General features: G+C 62.1%; 16 protein-coding genes. 9 read left to right on the top strand and 7 right to left on the bottom strand.

From position 1 onward, the window contains the following. The first annotated feature begins 1 nt into the window (after position 1). Complete coding sequence (locus tag RQ479_RS23225; RefSeq protein ID WP_376706005.1) at positions 2 to 757, top strand: DUF429 domain-containing protein; 756 nt, start codon at positions 2 to 4, stop codon at positions 755 to 757. A gap of 31 nt (positions 758 to 788) precedes the next feature. Here the strand turns inward: RQ479_RS23225 and RQ479_RS23220 are convergent, their stop codons facing one another. Next, positions 789 to 1,991 (bottom strand): SRPBCC family protein, encoded by a 1,203-nt coding sequence (locus RQ479_RS23220; protein ID WP_376702776.1) that lies wholly within the window; start codon positions 1,989 to 1,991, stop codon positions 789 to 791. Between the two features lie 420 nt (positions 1,992 to 2,411). On the opposite strand from RQ479_RS23220, the gene RQ479_RS23215 reads away from it, so the two are divergent. Continuing rightward, the gene (locus tag RQ479_RS23215; RefSeq protein WP_376702775.1) at positions 2,412 to 2,816 is read left to right on the top strand and encodes a hypothetical protein; all 405 of its coding nucleotides are present in this window, start codon (positions 2,412 to 2,414) and stop codon (positions 2,814 to 2,816) included. 90 nt (positions 2,817 to 2,906) lie between these two features. Here the strand turns inward: RQ479_RS23215 and RQ479_RS23210 are convergent, their stop codons facing one another. Both RQ479_RS23210 and RQ479_RS23205 read right to left on the bottom strand, forming a co-directional pair. After that, positions 2,907 to 4,994: a PAS domain S-box protein gene (locus RQ479_RS23210; protein ID WP_376702774.1), complete on the bottom strand. Its 2,088-nt coding sequence runs from the start codon at positions 4,992 to 4,994 to the stop codon at positions 2,907 to 2,909. 46 nt (positions 4,995 to 5,040) lie between these two features. Further along, a complete protein-coding gene (locus RQ479_RS23205; RefSeq protein ID WP_352468872.1) occupies positions 5,041 to 5,820 on the bottom strand; it encodes a response regulator transcription factor in 780 nt (259 codons plus the stop codon). 46 nt (positions 5,821 to 5,866) lie between these two features. Here RQ479_RS23205 and RQ479_RS23200 point away from each other — a divergent pair, with 46 nt between their 5' ends. After that, on the top strand, positions 5,867 to 6,553 hold the full coding sequence (locus tag RQ479_RS23200; protein WP_352718362.1) for a response regulator transcription factor: 687 nt from the start codon (positions 5,867 to 5,869) through the stop codon (positions 6,551 to 6,553). An 82-nt stretch (positions 6,554 to 6,635) separates the two neighbouring features. Here the strand turns inward: RQ479_RS23200 and RQ479_RS23195 are convergent, their stop codons facing one another. Then, positions 6,636 to 6,803 (bottom strand): hypothetical protein, encoded by a 168-nt coding sequence (locus RQ479_RS23195; RefSeq protein WP_376702773.1) that lies wholly within the window; start codon positions 6,801 to 6,803, stop codon positions 6,636 to 6,638. A 599-nt stretch (positions 6,804 to 7,402) separates the two neighbouring features. Here RQ479_RS23195 and RQ479_RS23190 point away from each other — a divergent pair. Further along, on the top strand, positions 7,403 to 7,867 hold the full coding sequence (locus RQ479_RS23190) for a L,D-transpeptidase (protein WP_376702772.1): 465 nt from the start codon (positions 7,403 to 7,405) through the stop codon (positions 7,865 to 7,867). Positions 7,868 to 7,926: 59 nt separating this feature from the next. Here RQ479_RS23190 and RQ479_RS23185 read toward each other — a convergent pair whose 3' ends face one another. Then, entirely contained in the window at positions 7,927 to 11,010 is a 3,084-nt protein-coding gene (locus RQ479_RS23185; RefSeq protein WP_376702771.1) for an efflux RND transporter permease subunit, read from the bottom strand. Further along, positions 11,007 to 12,284: an efflux RND transporter periplasmic adaptor subunit gene (locus tag RQ479_RS23180; RefSeq protein WP_376702770.1), complete on the bottom strand. Its 1,278-nt coding sequence runs from the start codon at positions 12,282 to 12,284 to the stop codon at positions 11,007 to 11,009. Before RQ479_RS23180 ends, RQ479_RS23185 begins: the two co-directional genes overlap by 4 nt. Before the next feature lie 150 nt (positions 12,285 to 12,434). On the opposite strand from RQ479_RS23180, the gene RQ479_RS23175 reads away from it, so the two are divergent. The 5 genes from RQ479_RS23175 (at position 12,435) to RQ479_RS23155 (ending at position 17,029) form a co-directional block, all read left to right on the top strand. Beyond that, complete coding sequence (locus RQ479_RS23175; RefSeq protein ID WP_376702769.1) at positions 12,435 to 12,971, top strand: TetR family transcriptional regulator; 537 nt, start codon at positions 12,435 to 12,437, stop codon at positions 12,969 to 12,971. Between the two features lie 118 nt (positions 12,972 to 13,089). Next, entirely contained in the window at positions 13,090 to 14,685 is a 1,596-nt protein-coding gene (locus RQ479_RS23170) for an inorganic phosphate transporter (RefSeq protein WP_376702768.1), read from the top strand. A gap of 87 nt (positions 14,686 to 14,772) precedes the next feature. Then, positions 14,773 to 15,798, top strand: coding sequence for a transporter (locus tag RQ479_RS23165; RefSeq protein WP_376702767.1), 1,026 nt, complete (start codon positions 14,773 to 14,775; stop codon positions 15,796 to 15,798). Positions 15,799 to 15,963: 165 nt separating this feature from the next. Then, positions 15,964 to 16,608: a carbonic anhydrase gene (locus tag RQ479_RS23160; RefSeq protein ID WP_352670456.1), complete on the top strand. Its 645-nt coding sequence runs from the start codon at positions 15,964 to 15,966 to the stop codon at positions 16,606 to 16,608. Between the two features lie 10 nt (positions 16,609 to 16,618). Continuing rightward, positions 16,619 to 17,029, top strand: coding sequence for a nuclear transport factor 2 family protein (locus RQ479_RS23155; protein ID WP_376702766.1), 411 nt, complete (start codon positions 16,619 to 16,621; stop codon positions 17,027 to 17,029). Positions 17,030 to 17,147: 118 nt separating this feature from the next. Here RQ479_RS23155 and RQ479_RS23150 read toward each other — a convergent pair whose 3' ends face one another. Then, a complete protein-coding gene (locus RQ479_RS23150; protein WP_376702765.1) occupies positions 17,148 to 17,576 on the bottom strand; it encodes a hypothetical protein in 429 nt (142 codons plus the stop codon). Between the last annotated feature and the right edge of the window lie 236 nt (positions 17,577 to 17,812).

Raw genomic sequence — 17,812 nt, 5'->3', positions numbered from 1 at the left:
TGTGGTGCTTGTCGGCGTCGACGGTTGCAAGGCCGGCTGGATAGCCGTCCGCCGCGATCCCGGTGCGGCACCGTCGACAGCCGTTTTCCCAAGCTTCGCGGCGTTGCTCGACCGACTGCCCGTCAATGCTATCGTGGCGGTCGATATGCCAATCGGCCTGCCCGATTTCTCCCAAAGAGGCGGTCGCGGCCCGGAGGCGCTGGTGCGGCCGCTGCTTGGGGCCCGGCAGTCCAGTGTCTTTGCCATCCCCTCCCGCGCCGCGCTCTACGCGGAGATCGAAGCCTTCACCACGGTCGACGCCTGGTACGCCGCACATCGCAAGGCAAGTGAGGTGGCCAAGACGACATCAGATCCGCCGCGCGGCGTCTCGATCCAGGCCTTCGGCATCTTCGCCAAGATCCGCGAGATCGATTCGCTGCTGATCGCGCGCCCCGAACTGCGCAGCCGCGTCTTCGAATCGCATCCGGAAGTTGCCTTCTGCAAACTGAACGGCGACCGGGCGATGCGCCTGCCAAAGAAGATCAGGGGCAACATCAATCCGGCCGGCATGGCCGAACGCAAGGCGCTGCTTGCCCGGCATGGTTATATCCAGGATTTTCTCGACCAGACGCCGCCGCGTGGCGCGGCCGCCGACGATTTCCTCGATGCCGCGGCGATGATGCTGATTGCCGGACGCATCGCCAGAGGCGAGGCAATGCCGTTTCCGGATCCGCCGCTCGCCGATCGTTACGGCATTCCCGTCGCCATCTGGGCCTGAGGACCAAGGCTAACATTTTGGGCAGCATGCGTCAGGAGCGTGATCTGAGCACCTCATTGAGCGACCACATATCCTTCTCCTCGGGCGCGGTCTCCAATCCGAGCACGGGAATTTGCTTGCGCAAATGGTCGTGGTGGGTGCGCACCCCATATTCGAGATCGGAAAAGTAAAAACCTCCGAAGGCTTCCGACAGCATGGATTCGTTGGACCATATCGAAAGCTGCACATCCTCAGCCAGCGTGTCACGGTCGATGCGGTAGGATAGGTAGCGGGCAGCCGCCTGCTCCCTGGTCTCGTCGCGATAGCGGTAGATGGCGCCGCGCAGCAGCGTCTCACCCGTCGACAGCGGGAACTCCTGATAGAACTGCACCGATTCCGGCATGATCGACAGCGCGTTGTTCGGGAAGATGCCGTAGTAGATCCAGGCCTTGCGCAGATGCTCCGGCAGGTGCTTCGCCTCGGGTGCGAGCTTGATGTATTGCGCGACGCTCCAGCGCCGTCCGGCATGCGGGTTGTAAGTGGCGAACGAGCGCGACACGCCGTTGACGAACGGCTCGTCGAAATAGGTCGCGCCGTAAAGATCCTGCAGCGCCGGATGCGCCATGGCGACGTGGTAGCCTTCATTGTCGACGTCGCGCACCGACTTCCAGTTGACCGGCGTCTTTTGGGTCCAGATGCCCCAGGACGGCACCATCTCGGCCACGCCGTAATGGGCAATCTCGGCTTCGATCGGCTTCAACAGCTCGGCCACCGATGGCTGCGGCCCACCCTTGCGGAAGCGGATGAAGATGAAGCCCATCCAGATTTCGAGCTCGAGCGGCATCAGGCCGAATTCGGTCTTGTCGAGGTCGGGGAAGGAACGCGGGCGGGCAGCACCGCGCAGCGTGCCGTCGAGATTGTAAACCCAGCCATGAAAGGGGCAGACCAGCGCATTCTTGCAAGTGCCCTGGCTGTCGGCAACGACGCGACTGCCGCGGTGGCGGCACATATTGTTGAAGGCGCGCACAACGCCATCCTTGCCGCGCACGATCAGCGCCCGTTCGCCGACCACATCCATCGTCAGATAGTCGCCGGCGTTCGGCACGTCGCAGACATGGCCGGCGATCTGCCAATGGTTGCGGAAGACGTGCTCTTTCTCGAGCTCGAGCAGGGCGTCGGAATGATAGCTCCAGCCCGGCAGGCCCCGCCGATCCCAATCGTTGGGGATTGCCACGTCACGCAGATGCGGGTTCATAAAAAGCTCTTTATTTATTGAATGATCGTTCAATAAAAGCATATTTTCCGTTGAAATGCAATGGCTTGTGAAAATGGGGCGAATTCTTGACGGGAAATCGAGCGGGATTTGAGAGCCGAGTCCGAACGATCGAAGCCGGGAAAATCCCGGGAATTCCAGACGTTAATCCCCTCACGCGTGTTAAACGCCCGACGCTCTGTGGGCCTGGAAAGGCGACGTGGATCTGGTGCCGTGGATAGCGGAAAGCGAGCACAGAATGCCACCGGTGCTGCCAGCTACGCCTGATCGGTTTGCCCAGGAATGGCCGCGGGCTTGGTTTCATGCCGGTTACACAATCGTTAATCCATCATCGTTGGCCGGTTACAAGGTGCGATTAAGTTCGTTTCAACAGGGAAAAGAAGAGAACCGAAGGAAACGACGATGCGTACGAAAATCCAGATCACCGATACCGACCTTCGCCAGCAGGGTCCCCAGCGTAACGACCGGCGCCCGAAGCTGGCGCCGCGCCAGCGCGCCAGTGATCATCCAATGGCGATGTTCATGCTGTTGGCGGCTGCCGCATTTGCCGGCATGACGTTGACGCCGACCGTCGGTCCGGCCTTCGCCTCACTGAACCCCCCGGCCAACCTCATCGATGGCGCGACAACCACCACCAAGACGGCGCGCCTGCCGATGCCGGAGATCGATTTTGCCTGCAAGGGGCAGGCCTGGGGCGCAGAGAGCCTGGACTGCCTGCGCGTCATCGCCGCCCAGTCGGGCAAGGCACGGCCGGTCCGCATGATCGCCAATGCCGCCCCGCTGGCCGATACGCCGAACGTTTTTTGATTTTTTGCGAGCGCCCTCCAGCACTCCAGTCAGGCTCCCGCCGCAATGTCGGCCGGGAGCCTTTTTTCTTCCGGGGAGAGATCGCGGAGTCTAGCCGCCCAGAGCGACCTGCTCGGCAATGGCCGAGAGCACGCCGCGCACATCCAGCGTGCTGAACGGCTTTTCCAAGATCGGCGGCCGCTGCGGCGCCGGCAGCGCCTCGATCTCGCCTTTCGCGCCGATCAGATCGCCGGTGACAAGCACGAAGCGCCGCGCCAGACCCGGCATTTCGGCGAGTAACTCGCGATAGGCGGCTATGCCGCTGGTGCCGGGCATGCGCAAATCGGAAAACACGATGTCCGGCGGCACATGGCCGCTCAGCGTCGCGGCGGCCGAGACCCAGGCCGGCACGATCCGCGACTTGATGCCCATCAACTCCAGAATGTCGGACAGCGACGCCGCGACATCCGGTTCATCGTCTATGATCAGCGCGTGACGCAAGCCGCTCGACCGCGACGGAGCTTCGCCGGCGGCGGCCGCGCCGACAGCGATCGCCGGCAGCTGCACGACAAAACGCACACCTCTCGGCGAAACCTCCTCGAACCAGATATTGCCATTGTGCCGCTCGATGATCGATTTCGAGATCGACAGGCCGATGCCGGTACCGACACCGACCGGCTTGGTGGTGAAATAGGATTCGAATATGCGTGAACGTATCGCTTCCGGCACGCCTGGGCCGTTGTCCTCGACCGAGAATCCGGGATTGCCGCGGTCGCTGCGAAACGTCCGGACCTTGATCCGGCGGTCGCCGGCAATGCCGGCCAAGGCGTGCTGGCTGTTGATGAGGAAGTTGGCGGCCACCTGCGTCACGTGGTCGGCATCGGCCATGGCCAGCAGCGGGCCGCCGGCGAAATCGGTGTCGATGATGATGCCGCTTGATCGCGCGCCATAGGCGGTCACTTCGAGTGCCGCGCGGATCACCTGGTTGAGGTCGGTTTCGGCCTGTGCCGTCGGGTGCAGGCGGACCATCGACAGGAAGCTTTTGACGATACGGCCGCAGCGCTCGGCAGCGGCGCGCACCTTTTCGGCGCGCACCTTGGTCTGCGGATCGGCGGCGAATTCGTGCAGCAGCGTCGACTGGGCGACGACCACGGCCAGCGGGTTGTTGAGCTCGTGCGAAACGCCCGCAAGCAGCGAGCCCATCGCCGCCATCTTCTCGTTCTGGTGCAGTTTTTCGCGCTGACGGTTGATTTCCTCCTCAGCCCGCAATCTGTCGCGCAGGTCGCGGATGGAGCCGAAGATCAGATGGCGATCGGCGACCCGCATCTCGGTTGCCGTCAGCTCGATCGGAAAAACCTCGCCGGCGGCATTCTGGGTGACCGTTTCGAGCCGCTGGCCGACCATCGGCGCGCCGCGGCCCGACATGTATTCGGCGCCCGACGCATAGCCCTTGCGGTAATATTCCGGCACGACCGTGTCGAGCAGGTCCTTGCCGAGGATATCGCTGCGTCGATAGCCGAACATCTTCTCGGCGGCCGGATTGAATTCGATGATCGAGCCGGTCTCGTCGATGACGATGATGGCGTCGAGCGAGGCCTGCAGCATGGTGCGGCGAATGACGTCGCTGGCATGCGCGTCGGAGGGCGACCGTTCGATGGCATCGCCGATGGCGAGTGCCACCATGTGCAGCGCCGCCTCTTCCTGGTCGGTCCATTCGCGTTCGTTAACGCAGTCGTTGACCGCCAGCGTGCCCCACAAATTGCCGTGCGAAAAGACCGACACCGACAGGAACGACTTGATGTTCTGCTTTTCGAAATCGGTCCGCAGAAAGCCTTCGAGATCGCGTGTGTGCCCGGCGAAGATCTTGCCTTGACGCTCGTCCTCCGCCAGCCGTTCCAGCAATGGGTCCGAATCGACGACCGACTGCATGATGACAGTCGGTGACGCCAGCTCGCCGCCAAACCGGGGGGCGATCCAATAAGCGGCGACCGACTGGGCGAAGCCCTGGCCGGGCAGTTCGCGCAGGCGAAACAGGATGCCGCGGTGACAATCCATGGCTTCGCAAAGCGTTTGGAGAATACCCTCCATCTCGCGCTGCCAGTCACCGGCTTCGCGCAGCCGGCGAACCACATGCACGGCCGCCATCGCCGCGCCCTGCCTGGCGCCCTGCATGTCCGCGCGTGTTGTTTCAGCCGTCATGGTCAGCCGTCATTTCCTGGCTGTGGCTTGCTCAAGCCGCCGGGCCTTAGTTGTTTTCACCGGCTGGCAGCGAGAAGATATAGCCTTCGCCGCGCACCGTGCGCAGGAATTTCGGATTGGCCGGATCCGCCTCGATCTTCTTTCTCAGCCGCATGATGCGGATGTCGACGGCACGGGACGATTCCGGGTCCTCGACGAAACCGATCGCCTCGGAGATCGCCGCCCGCGTCAACAGCCGGTTGGCGCGCGTCAGGAACACCTCCAGCACGTCGAACTCGCTCTTGGCCATGTCGATGACCGCACCGTTGGCGCCGGTGACGAGCCTGCCGTCGAGATCGGCGTGAAAGACGCCGAAGCTCACGGACCGGCGGCCGCCGGATGTTTCAGCCTTAGCCTTTTGTGGCTCGGTCGGCTCCGGAACGCGACGCAGCACGCTGCGCACCCTGGCTAGCACTTCGCGCAATTCGTAAGGCTTAACGATGTAATCGTCAGCGCCGAGTTCCAGTCCGACGATGCGGTCGAGCGCGGTACCGGCCGCCGTCGCATAGATGATGCCGATCGGCATTTTCGACCGCATCCAACGGCCGAGCGACAGGCCGTCCTCGCCCGGCATGGCGATGTCGAGAATGGCCAGATGGAAAGACTGGGTTTCCAAAAGGTCGCGTGCCGCCGCCGCACTTTCGGCCGTGGCCACATCATAGCCGCTGGCGCCGAGATACTCGGCGACCGCGTCCCTCAGGTCGGGCTCGTCCTCGACAATGACAATTCGTGCCCGCACGATGCTTTCGCTCCCGCTTTCAGCGGAAAGTAGATTGGGTATAAACATGATGTCCAGCACTCTTCTTGGGTTGCCGCATGCGGGGTAGAAAAACATGGCTGCACGATCCGTCATCGCGCTTGTTTCCGTCGCTGAAGTAATCGCGACCGATCTCGCCGATCATCTCGAGCGGCGCGGGCATGACGTCCGCGCGGCGCGACAGCCGTGGGAAGCCGAATCGCTGCTTTCGGAAAAGGGTATCGATGTCGTGGTTGTCGGCGACAGCGTCAGCCAGGCGGAGGGGCGCGACCTGCTCAGGCGACATGGCGGCGAAGGTGGACCGGATTTCATCCTGATCTGCCGCCCGGCCGATCTGGTCGACAAGGTTCTGGCGCTCGAACTCGGCGCCGCCGACGTCGTCGAAAGCCCGCTCAATGTCAGGGAGCTTGCCGCTCGCGTCGGCGGCCTTCTGGCTCGGCGCGGCAGGAGCGCCGGGGAACTGGTCGTGCTGGAGAACGCGACCGTCGATCTCCGATCGGCAATCGTCATGCACCGCTCGGGCACGGAAGAACAGCTGTCGCCCGGGCAGGTGGCGCTGCTCAGGCTGTTCCTGGCCAGCCCGCGCAAGGTGCTGACGCGGGACGACATCATCGCCGCCGCGCCTGCCGAAAATGCCGAAGCCTTCGACCGGTCGATCGATTCGCGCATCGTGCGGCTGCGCCGCAAGCTCGATACCGAAACCATCACTACCATACGGGGTGCGGGTTATCGGTTCGATCCGCCGACGCAATTCGTCGATTAAAGGCAGGACGGCCACCCTTTTGTCTTGAGCATCTGATTTTCCCAAAACCGGTTTTCCACTCTTGGGGTCCGATGCTCTTTCCTCAGCGCACCGCGAGAAGCGACGGGCCGGACGGCATATCACTGTTCGTGCTGACCTCGCCGGCATGGGCGCGTTCCTTCAGCAGCACGGTGGCGAGGCCGGCAATGCCGAGCAGGCCCTGCACGTAGAGCAGGGCGGAAAGCACGGAAGCGGCGAATTTCGTTTTCATCCTGTTCGTTCCTCAAAATTGGAATTTGCGGGCACTTCAGGGGAACCCCCGAAGCGCCCGCGCCGCCAGCGGAGCCCCCCGTTGCGGCGCGGGCCTTCGGTCCTCTCGGCTGCAAGTTGCCGGAGGCGCCGCGCATCCTCAACGGCCCTAAGCCGCCCCCGCCAGAGGGGCTTGAGCCGGTCGACGCGCAGGCTGGAAACTGTCCAGACAATCCAGACCGTAGCGAAAACAGTGTTGGCTTCCGATCGTTCGTTGCCCGCTGTTTTCGTTAGGTCAACTTTGCCCGTGCGCTGTATCCGGATCATGCCGCCGAGGTCGCGCTTTGTTGCAGCTCGGTTTCGGAGTCAGTTGAATTCCTCTCAAACGAAAGGCAATCGCGGATTCGTGCCGCGGTTTGGCCGATCCTCCTCACGCAAACACAACATATTCCTGACGACGTCACGCAACGGAGGGCCGATTGGCCGGACTCTTTCTGTTAACCAGGGGAAACAGAATCGAAACACAAACGAGCACCTAGCGAAATCGACTTGAAACATGACGCCCCGATAAGCCGGTCATCGAATTGAGCCGGCCCCGACCGGCAGAATAAGGGGGACATCATGTGCACTGCCATTTCCGCCAAGCTCATCAACATCGCCGCCGCCGTCATCACCGGTACTGCCTTGCTTGTCAGTGCCGGCAACGGCGCAGCCCGCGCCGCCGCCAACAAGATCGTCGCGCGTGTGTCACTGTCACAGCAGACCATGGAAATCCTGGTCGACGGCCGGCCGACATTCGCCTGGAAGGTCTCGACCGGCGACAGGACGCACGTCACGCCGACCGGTTCGTTCAAGCCGACCCGCATGCATGAAATGTGGTATTCGAAGAAATACGACAACGCCCCGATGCCGCATTCGGTGTTCTTCAGCGGCGGCTACGCCGTACATGCGACAAGCGCCATCAAGCGCCTCGGCCAGCCGGCCTCGCATGGCTGCGTGCGTCTGCATCCGGACAACGCCGCCGATTTCTACCAGCTCGTCGAGGTCTTCGGCCCGGCCAACACCAGCATCGTCATCGTCAAATGAGCGATGCCTCTCGTCGCTCTCAAAAAGGCCGGAGATCCGGCCTTCTTTATTAGCGGAATCTAATCTGGCATTACCGGCATCAGCTTCGGATCCGGCTTTTCGGCGTGATGCGGCAGGTCCTTGCTGGCGATAAAGGTGTAGAACATCGGCACCACGAACAGCGTGAACATGGTTCCGACCAGGATGCCGGTGAAGATCACCAGGCCCATCGAATAGCGTGCCGCGGCACCCGCGCCGCTGGAGATGATCAGCGGCACCACGCCGAGCGCCATCGCCGCCGTCGTCATCAGGATCGGCCGCAGCCGCACCTTGGCGGACGCGATGATCGCATCGCGCCGCCGCATGCCGTGCATTTCACGCTGCTGGTTGGCGAACTCGACCAGAAGGATGCCGTGCTTGGTGATCAGGCCGATCAGCGTGATCAAGCCGACCTGGGTATAGATGTTGAGCGTGCCGAGCCCGATATTAAGCGGCACGATCGCGCCGAAGATCGAGAGCGGCACCGCCATCATAATGATCAACGGATCGCGGAAGCTTTCGAACTGCGCCGCCAGCACCAGGTAGATGACGAGCACAGCCGCCGCGAAGGCGATGATGATCGTGTAGCCCTGTTGCTTCTCCTGCCTCGACTGGCCGGTATAGTCGATGAAGAACGTGTCGGGCAGACTTTCCCTGGCGATGTCCTCGATGGTCTTCAGCCCGTCACCGGTGGTGACGGTGGGCAATGGCAGAGCGGAAATCGTGGCGGAGTTCAACTGGTTGAACTGCTCGATGGCGGCCGGCGACGCGTTGGTCGAGATCTTCACCACCGCTGAGAGCGGCACCATCTCGCCCGACACGCTGCGCACGAAATACTCCCCCAGCTTTTCGGGATTGTCGCGGAATTGCTGCGGTACCTGCGGGATGATGTCGTAGCTGTTGGATTCGCGGTCGAATTGCGCCACCTCGGCGCCACCGACCAACAGGGTCAGCGTCCGGCCGATGTCGGCGATCGGCAGGTTGAGCGCGGCGGCGCGATCGCGGTCGATCGTCACCGTCACTTCCGGCGCGTCGTAGGACATCGAATTCTGCACGGCGAGGAAGCGACCGGAGGCCTGCGCCTTGTTCTTGATGTTCTCGGCCGCCTCGTACACCTGGGAGGCCTCGCCGGTCGAGCGCACCACCATTGTGATTGGCAGGCCGCCGCCGGAGCCGGGCAGCGTCGGCGGCGCGAAGACGAAAGCCTCGACGCCTGCCACCTTGGCAAGGCGGGCAGTGATGTCTTCCTGAAGTTCCTTCGAGCTGCGCGCGCGCTCGGCCCAGTCCTTGAACGCAAAGCCGACGAAAGCGCTGTTCGTCGGGCCTTGGAACGCGACGGCGGAGAACCGCGCCCTGGTTTCGGGGATATCATTCACCAGCCCGAGAATCTGGTTCACATAGGTCTCGGTGTAGTCCGACGTCGCATAGCGCGGCGCGTTCACAATAGACAGCAAGAAGCCCTGGTCTTCTTCCGGCGCCAGTTCGCTCGAGGTCTTGGTGAACATGAAACCGGTGGTGGCGACCAGCGCGAGGACGATCATCAGCGTCACCGGGCGATAGTTCAACGAACCGGTGACCAGCCGCTCATAGACGTGTTCGACGCGCCCGAACGTATTGTCGACAATGCGCTGGAAGCGGCTGTGCGAGCCGGACCTCAGGATACGTGCCGACATCATCGGCGTGATGGTGAGGGCGACGACACCCGAAAGCACCACCGAGCCGGCAAGCGTCACCGCGAATTCGCGAAACAGTGCGCCTGTCAGACCGCCGGTGAAGGCCAGCGGCGCGAACACCGCGGCCAGGGTTATCGTCATGGCGACGACGGCGGACGAGATCTCCCGCATGCCGTTGAAGGCCGCCTGCATCGGCGACAAGCCGTCTTCCTCCATGTGGCGGTGGATGTTTTCCACCACCACGATAGCATCGTCAACAACCAGTCCGATCGCCAGCACCATGGCCAGCAACGATAAAAGGTTGATCGAATAACCCAAAGAAAACAGCAGGAAACAGACGCCGATCAGCGACAGCGGAATGGTCACGATCGGCATCAGCACCGAGCGGAACGAGCCGAGGAAGAGCAGGATGACGACGATGACGATGGCGACCGCCTCGCCGATGGTCTTGAACACCTCCTCGATCGACGCGCTGATCTGCTCGGTTGAGTCGTAGACGATCTCCATCGTCATGCCCAGCGGCAGCGTCTCCTGGATGGTCGGCACAATCTTGTGGATCGCCGCCGCGGTGGTCAGTGGATTGGCGGCCGGCGTCGGAAAGATGGCGAGAAAGATGCCGGGCTTGCCGTTGAAGGTGACCCTGGTGTCAGTGTTCGCCGCGGCGAGTTCGACGCGGGCAACGTCGCGCAGTCTCACCACATTGCCGTCTTTCGAGCGGAGCGGAAGGGCAGCGAAAGCCTCCGGCGTCTGCAGGGTCGAGCGAACCGTGATCGAGGAAGCCACATATTCGTTTTCGGTATCGCCGGGCGCGGAGAGGAAATTCGATTCGTTGATGGCGGTCAGCACTTCCGCCGCCGTCACGCCGCGCGCTGCCAGTTTGATCGGGTCGATCCAGACACGCATCGAATATTCGGCGGCGCCGAAAATCTGCACGTCGGCAACACCTTCGACCGTCGAGATACGCGGCCGCACGACGCGCTCGATATATTCGGTGAGCTGTTCCGGCGTCATTTTCGGGTTCTGCATCGAGATGTACATCATCGCGAACTGCTGGCCGGTGCCCTTGACGATCACCGGGTCTTTGGTTTCGTCCGGCAGATCGCCGCGAACGCTCTGAACCTTCGACAAGACTTCGTTCAGCGCGACGTCGGGGTCGGAGCCGAGTTTCATCTGCACTGTCACGGTGCTGGATGACGGCCGGCTCGCGGACGTCACATAATCGATGTTTTCGGTCGAAGCGACAGCACGCGCGATCGGCGCGGAAATGAACCCCTGGATCAGGTCGGCGCTGGCGCCGGGATAGGCAGTGGTGATCGTGATGGCCGTTTCTTCAACCTCTGGATATTGCCGGATCGAAAGGTTGAAGATGCCCTGAAAACCCAGAAGCAGGATCATGCAGGCAAGCACGGTCGAAAGGACCGGGCGGCGGATGAAGAGGTCGGAAAAGCTCATTGCTGGGCTGCCTGCTGATTCCCCGGCTTGCTCGGATCGATCGTGTTGTCGACGGCAACGGACATGCCGTTGGAAAGCCGATTCTGGCCGGCGGTAACGACTTCGTCGCCGGGCGCGATGCCCTCCAGGATCTCGACCAGGCCGGCGTTGCGGCGGCCTGGCTTGACGAACACCTGGGCGAGCACGAGCTGCGGTTTCTGTTCATCCGCTGCCGGCTTGTCTTCCGCTGCCGGTTTGGCTGGGGTAGCGGCCGGCTTTTCTTCGGGTTTTGCCGCAGGTGCTTCGGTTGCGGGTTTGGCAGCATCTGCAGCCGGCTTTTCTTCCGGCTTTGCCTCGGGAGCCGCGCCGTTGGCTTCGGCGGATTTGGCCGTGCGCACCACGAAGACGAAGTCGCCGTACAGGCTGGAAGTCAGCGCCGTCTGCGGCAGCGCCAGCACGTCGTTCTCCTCGGGCAGTTGGACGCGCACCTGGACGAACTGGCCGGGCGTCAGCTTGCCTTCGGGATTGCCAACCTCCGCCCTCACCGTCACCAGCCGGCTCGTCGGGTCGATCTTCGGATCGATACCGCGGATGCTACCGGCGAACGGCATGTCGCCGCCGCCGACGCCCAGCCGCACCGTCTGTCCGATCTTCAGCTGCGGAAGCTGCTGCTCCGGCACGGTGAAATCGACACGCATCGTATCCATGTCCTGCAAGGTCACCACAGCGGTGCCGGGTGTGAGATACTGCCCAAGGTCGATTTTCGGAATACCGACGGTACCCTTGAAGGGGGCCGTCAACTGCTTTTGGTCGAGCACCGCTTGCAGCTTGTTTACCTGCGCGGCGGAGACCGATGCTGCTGCCTGCGCCGTGTCGAGCGTAGCGTCGGTGCCGACCCCGCGCTTCTGCAGCTCGAGAGCGCGCATCAGCGTCGTCTGGTCGGATGTGGCTTGCGCCTTCGACGCAACGAGATCGGCTCGCTCGACGGCATCGTCGAGCTGCAGCAGCACGGCGTTGGCGGCGACCTTCTGATTGGCATGGAACAGGATGTCCTTGACGATGCCGGCAGTTTCGACCGTGAGGTCGACACCGCGTACGGCACTGACAGTGCCGATCGCCTCGATGCCGGGCGTCCAGGACATAGGTTTGACAATGACCGTCGACACGGTCGCGGCCGGCGGCTTCATGGTGGCGAAGAACTGTTTGATTGCATTGTCGCGGAACAGGTTGAAGCCGACGATGCCGCCGCACACCAGCACGAGCAGAATGAAGGCGATGATGAAGCGCTTGATCACGAACAGTCCCCTCGGCCATGGCCCAGCATAACGGTCGGACGACCGGAACACATACCTGTGACTGGTCCCAATTTCAAATGACGGCGATCTTACTGTACCGTCTGGACGGTCTTGTCAATTCCGCCTAAGCTAATGAATGGGGAACGATTGATGAAGGCCCGCAGAGCAAATTCGCGCGAGAAGATCCTCGCCGCCGCCGCCGCCGTGGCGCGCGAGACGGGTCCTGGCAGCCTATCGCTGGATGCGGTCGCCAGCCGTGCCGGCGTGTCGAAGGGTGGTCTTCTCTACAATTTCCCGACCAAGGCGAAATTGATGCAAGCGCTGGTGGAGGATTACCTCAGCGCGTTCCAACAGGCGCTTGAGGCCGCCCGCACCAATGGCGTCAGCGGCGAGAGCCCGCTTGCGGCCTATATCAGGCTTTCGGCCGAGCATGCCGAGGCAACGAAGCCGTCGGCGTCCTGGATATTTTCGGCGATTGCCGAGGATCCCGATTTCCTGACACCGATAAAATCGTTCAGGCGGCAGGTGTTCGCACGGCTAAAGGAGGAGACTCCAAACCTTAGGGCGCTGCTGGTCTGTTATCTCGCAATCGAAGGACTTCGCAGCATGAACCTGTTCGGTTCGGACATACTCTCCGCCGAAGAGCGCCGGCTGCTGATATCGACCCTGCTGGAGATCGCGGAATAGGTCAGGAACCCCGTCCAGCAGGCTCGGCTCCGTTTCAAAGCGCCCCGCCGTCACACAGGCTTCATTGTGCGGACCTAGCGTCCTCCCATTCTTTGCTGCAATGCAAGAGGAGTGGGGAATGGTCGATATTGTTTCAAGCGAGGCAGGAATTCCAAGGCCGGAGCATCCGCTCGACCGGCCCAACGGCACCGGCAAATGGTTTTTCGCCGTCATCATTCTGGGCGGCCTTGCCTATGTCGGCTACGCGCTCGGCCAGGACCTGACCAGTACCGTCGCGGTGCCGTGGATCCTGCTTGGCCTGGCGCTGCTGATCGCGCTCGGCTTCGAATTCGTCAACGGTTTTCACGACACCGCCAATGCGGTGGCAACGGTGATCTACACGCATTCCATGCCGGCCGAGCTTGCGGTGATGTGGTCCGGCTTCTTCAACTTTCTGGGCGTGCTCACCGCCAGCGGAGCGGTCGCCTTCGGCATCATTTCACTGCTGCCGGTCGAATTGATCCTTCAGGTCGGATCGAGCTCGGGGCTGGCCATGGTCTTCGCGCTGCTGGTCGCCGCGATCCTGTGGAACCTCGGAACCTGGTATCTCGGCCTGCCGGCCTCGAGCTCGCACACGCTGATCGGCTCGATCATCGGCGTCGGCCTCGCCAACCAGTTCACCGCGCCAGCCGGCTCGATTACCAGCGGCATCGACTGGTCGCAGGCGTCCAATGTCGGCCTGTCGCTTCTGATCTCGCCGCTGGTCGGGTTCTGCCTGGCCGCGCTGCTGCTTCTGGCGATGAAGCTGCTGGTCAGAAACCGCGAGCTCTACGAGGCGCCGAAGTCGAGCGCCCCACCGCCGCTGTGGATCCGGGCGCTGCTTATCTTCACCTGCACCGGCGTCAGCTTTGCCCACGGCTCCAATGACGGGCAAAAAGGCATGGGCCTCATCATGCTCATCCTTATCGGTGTGGTGCCGACCGCCTTCGCGCTGAACCGCACGCCCGATATCAACTATCTCGAAGCCTACAAATCGGCGGCGACCCAAGTGGAAACCGTGCTCGGCAAATACGTCAAGCCCGGCGTCGCCGTGACCGACGCGGCGACCGCGGTCGGCGACGCCGTCCGTACCAAGACCTGGAAGGACGAGACGACGCCTGCCCTGCAGAGCTTCATCCACGACACCAGCGCCATGTTGTCGCCCTATCCGTCCGTGGAAAAGCTGCCGACAAATCTGGTCAGCAACGCCCGCAACAACATCTATCTTATCGGTGAAGCGCTGAAGCTGATCGACAAGAAGAAGCTGCTGCCGATGCAGGCGGACGACCTGAAGGCGGTGACGACCTATCACAAGGCGGTCGACAACGCGACGAAGTTCATCCCGCTCTGGGTCAAGGTCGCCATCGCGCTGGCGCTCGGCCTCGGCACCACGGTCGGCTGGAAACGCATCGTCGTCACCGTCGGCGAGAAGATCGGCAAAAGCCATCTGACCTACGGCCAGGGCGCGTCCGCCGAGCTTGTCGCCATGGCGACGATCGCATCGGCCGACTATCTCGGTCTGCCGGTCTCGACCACCCATGTGCTGTCCTCGGGCGTTGCCGGCACCATGGCGGCGAACGGTTCGGGCCTGCAATGGTCGACGGTGCGCAACATGCTGATGGCCTGGATACTGACCCTTCCGGTCTCCATCTGTCTGGCCTTCGTGTTGTTCGTCATCTTCCGCCAGGTGTTCTGAGCGGGGGACAGGGTTTGACCAGAATGTCGCGGCGCCGGCCCCGGCGCCGCCCGGATCACCTCAACGTGCATTGTTTCGGCGGCGGCCATGAATGACGCATCGCATCTGACATTGCTTGCCGCAGACGATCAGCATCATGCTCCCGGGCTGGTCTGGGCCTATCGTGCCGCTCCCGGCAAAGCTCCCGAACCGCTGGCGCCCCGAGACATAGAGGCCGAGCTGGCCTCAGCGGACGGCTGGGTCTGGCTGCATGTCGACCTTGTCGACCGGCGCGCCCATTCCTGGGTCAGCCATGCCTGCGCGCTGCCGGCGTCGGCTCATGCAATCCTCGAAGGACATGAGGACAGCCTGGTGCTGGCGCATGAGAATGGCGTCGTCCACGGCATTTCGGCCGATCTGCATGGCGAGATCGCCCATCAGTCGACGACCATCGGCAGATTGCATTTTGCGGTCTCGGAGCGGCTGCTGGTCACCGGCCGCCGGCATCCGCTGGCGGCGGTGGAGGAAGTGCACACTGCCCTTGCCGCGGGGCTGCGGCCAGCCACGGCATTCGAGCTGTTCGAAACGCTGGTCATGGCTTTTTGCAAGACCACCAGCCTGCGGCTCGCCGCGGCGACGAAGCGGCTGGATGCAGTCGAGGATCATCTCGTGACCGAGCGGCTTGCCGACGAAAGACGGCAGCTGAAGGATGTGCGCCGCCTTGCCGTATCCCTGCATCGGCCGATCTCGGCCCTGGCAGCGCTTTTCCAGGATGAAGACCGTTCCGCCTGGAACCTTTCCGCCGGCGCACATGAAGTTCTGCGCCGGCTTGCTGCGCGCCTTGAACGGCTCGACCGCGAGGTCGTCATGATCAACGACCGTGCAAGGCTGCTGCAGGAGGAGCTTGCGGCCGAGCTTGCCGACGAATCGAACCGCAGCCTCAAGGCGCTGGCAGTGATGAGCGCGCTGCTTTTGCCGGGCACGCTGATCGTCGGCATTTTCGGCATGAATACAGGCGGACTGCCATTTGCCGAGAGCCCCAGCGGCTTCTTCCTGGCGATGCTGCTGGCGGTTGGCGCGACCGGCCTGTTCTACTGGCTTCTGCTGCGCGCCGGCGCCAATCTGCGGTTCTGAGGCCGACTAAGGGCGGCGTTCGTTCGCCTTTGTCAAAGTACGGGCTGGCACGTCGAAACCACGCCATCCCGCCTTCCGAAAATCGGTTCCGATTTTCGGGCCGATGCGCTAGAGCCTTTCGGGATTGAACCGTGCCTTAACCCGGAAAGGCTCCCACCGCTGCCCATGCCCCACCTTCCCGAGCATCTTCTCACCGGCTACCGCAACTTCATGAGCGGTCGGTATCTCACCGAAAGCGGGCGTTATCGCGCGCTGGCGCGGGAGGGCCAGGCACCGGAAACGATGATCGTCGCCTGCTGCGATTCCCGCGCCGCGCCCGAAGCGATCTTCGATGCCGGGCCGGGCGAGTTGTTCGTGCTGCGCAATGTCGGCAATCTGGTGCCGCCCTATGCGCCCGACGATCAGTTCCACTCGACATCGGCGGCGCTCGAATTTGCCGTGCAGAGCCTCAAGGTCAAGAACATCGTGGTGATGGGTCACGGCCGCTGCGGCGGCATCCGCGCAGCACTCGACACCACGGCCGCGCCGTTGTCGCCGGGTGATTTCATCGGCAAATGGATGAGCCTGATCGCGCCGGCGGCCGAGACCGTATCGTCGAGCACCTTCATGACCGCAACCGAGCGCCAGACGGCCCTGGAGCGCATCTCGATCCGCTATTCCATCGCCAATCTGCGCACCTTCCCTTGTGTCTCGATCCTCGAAGGCAAGGGGCGACTGTCGCTGCACGGTGCCTGGTTCGATATTTCGACCGGCGAGCTTTGGGTGATGAACAAGGACACCGGCGATTTCGAGCGGCCCGACACGGAGTAGGAGGCTGGGCATGGTGCGAATTCCGATCGCGTTCGCGACGGCAGCACTGCTCTGCTCTGCAGATTTCGCCCGCGCCGACGATAGCGCGATCATCGACCGCTGGTATTCGGCACTGCTCGTCGCCGACCGCAGCGAATTGTCGGACCTGCTCGCCGATAACGTCCGCATCAAGCTCGACGACCTCGGCGTCGTGCAAAGCAAGCAGGAATTCATCGCTTCGATCGCCGAGTGGCAAGGTGCCGTCGCCGGCGCCGAAATCCGCCACCGGATCGAGAAATCGGAGGGCGGTGTCACCGCTGTGATCGCCTGTTATGATTTTCCCAGCAACGACATGCTGATGCAGGAGACCTTTGCAGTCGCCAACGACCAGATCACCGCCAGTTCGCAAGCCGCGATCGCCGAAAACTGCGACGGCTACTGACCGAGTTTTCCGCCCAAGGCTTTTTTGGTGGCGGGCGCTGGAATTGCACGCGTTATCTCGCGTCTAAAAAAGTGCACTGTTGTCGTAATTCCCGTAATTCCATCCGATATCGAAGTCCCTAAAACGATATAGACGACACGATTGCTTTGGCAACGCCCAATTCTTTCAGACAATCCGTATCATTAGCCATCCCGACGTATGTCATGAATACAACATCATTCCCATTCGACAAATACCAGGCAGATGTCAATTGATCCCCGGTCTCTGACAATACGCCAACAGAGATTATACCATCAGACTCGATGTTTGTGATATGTTCTACATCCATGGAATTATTGCGGCAAAACTGAATCATAAATGTTCTCAGAACGTTAAAGTCTACGTTTGGCTTTTCTCCGCTACGATACTTCGCGATTGAGAATTGAATCGCGCCGCAGCCGTCCGTTTCTTTGGCTAAGGTAGGTGGCGATCCCTCAGGAAGATCGCCGGCTATGTCTACCCATCCAGCAGGCAGGTCGAAGGTGAGACCATAGAATTCTACTCTCATTAAGGTTCCCTTGGATTCATTCCAGGAATTCCGGTGAACAGTGCACTTTTTGCTGGATAACTACGGTGATAGTGCACCTTTTGCTGCACGGCGCGCCAGTGGGCATCCTCAGGGTTGCATACGAGTGGAAGCCTCAGTCAAGGGAAAATGCAGGCTACAAGATAATAATCTTGGTGGGCATAAAATTCGGCTCGAATGATACCCACGGCACCATGTGGGCACGCTTCAGCGCTAAC

The organism is Mesorhizobium sp. ISC25, from assembly GCF_042295465.1.
In the GTDB taxonomy this organism is placed as follows: Bacteria; Pseudomonadota; Alphaproteobacteria; order Rhizobiales; family Rhizobiaceae; genus Mesorhizobium.
Note: the sequence above shows the minus strand (reverse complement) of the source record. Positions and strands in the feature narration are given on the sequence as shown.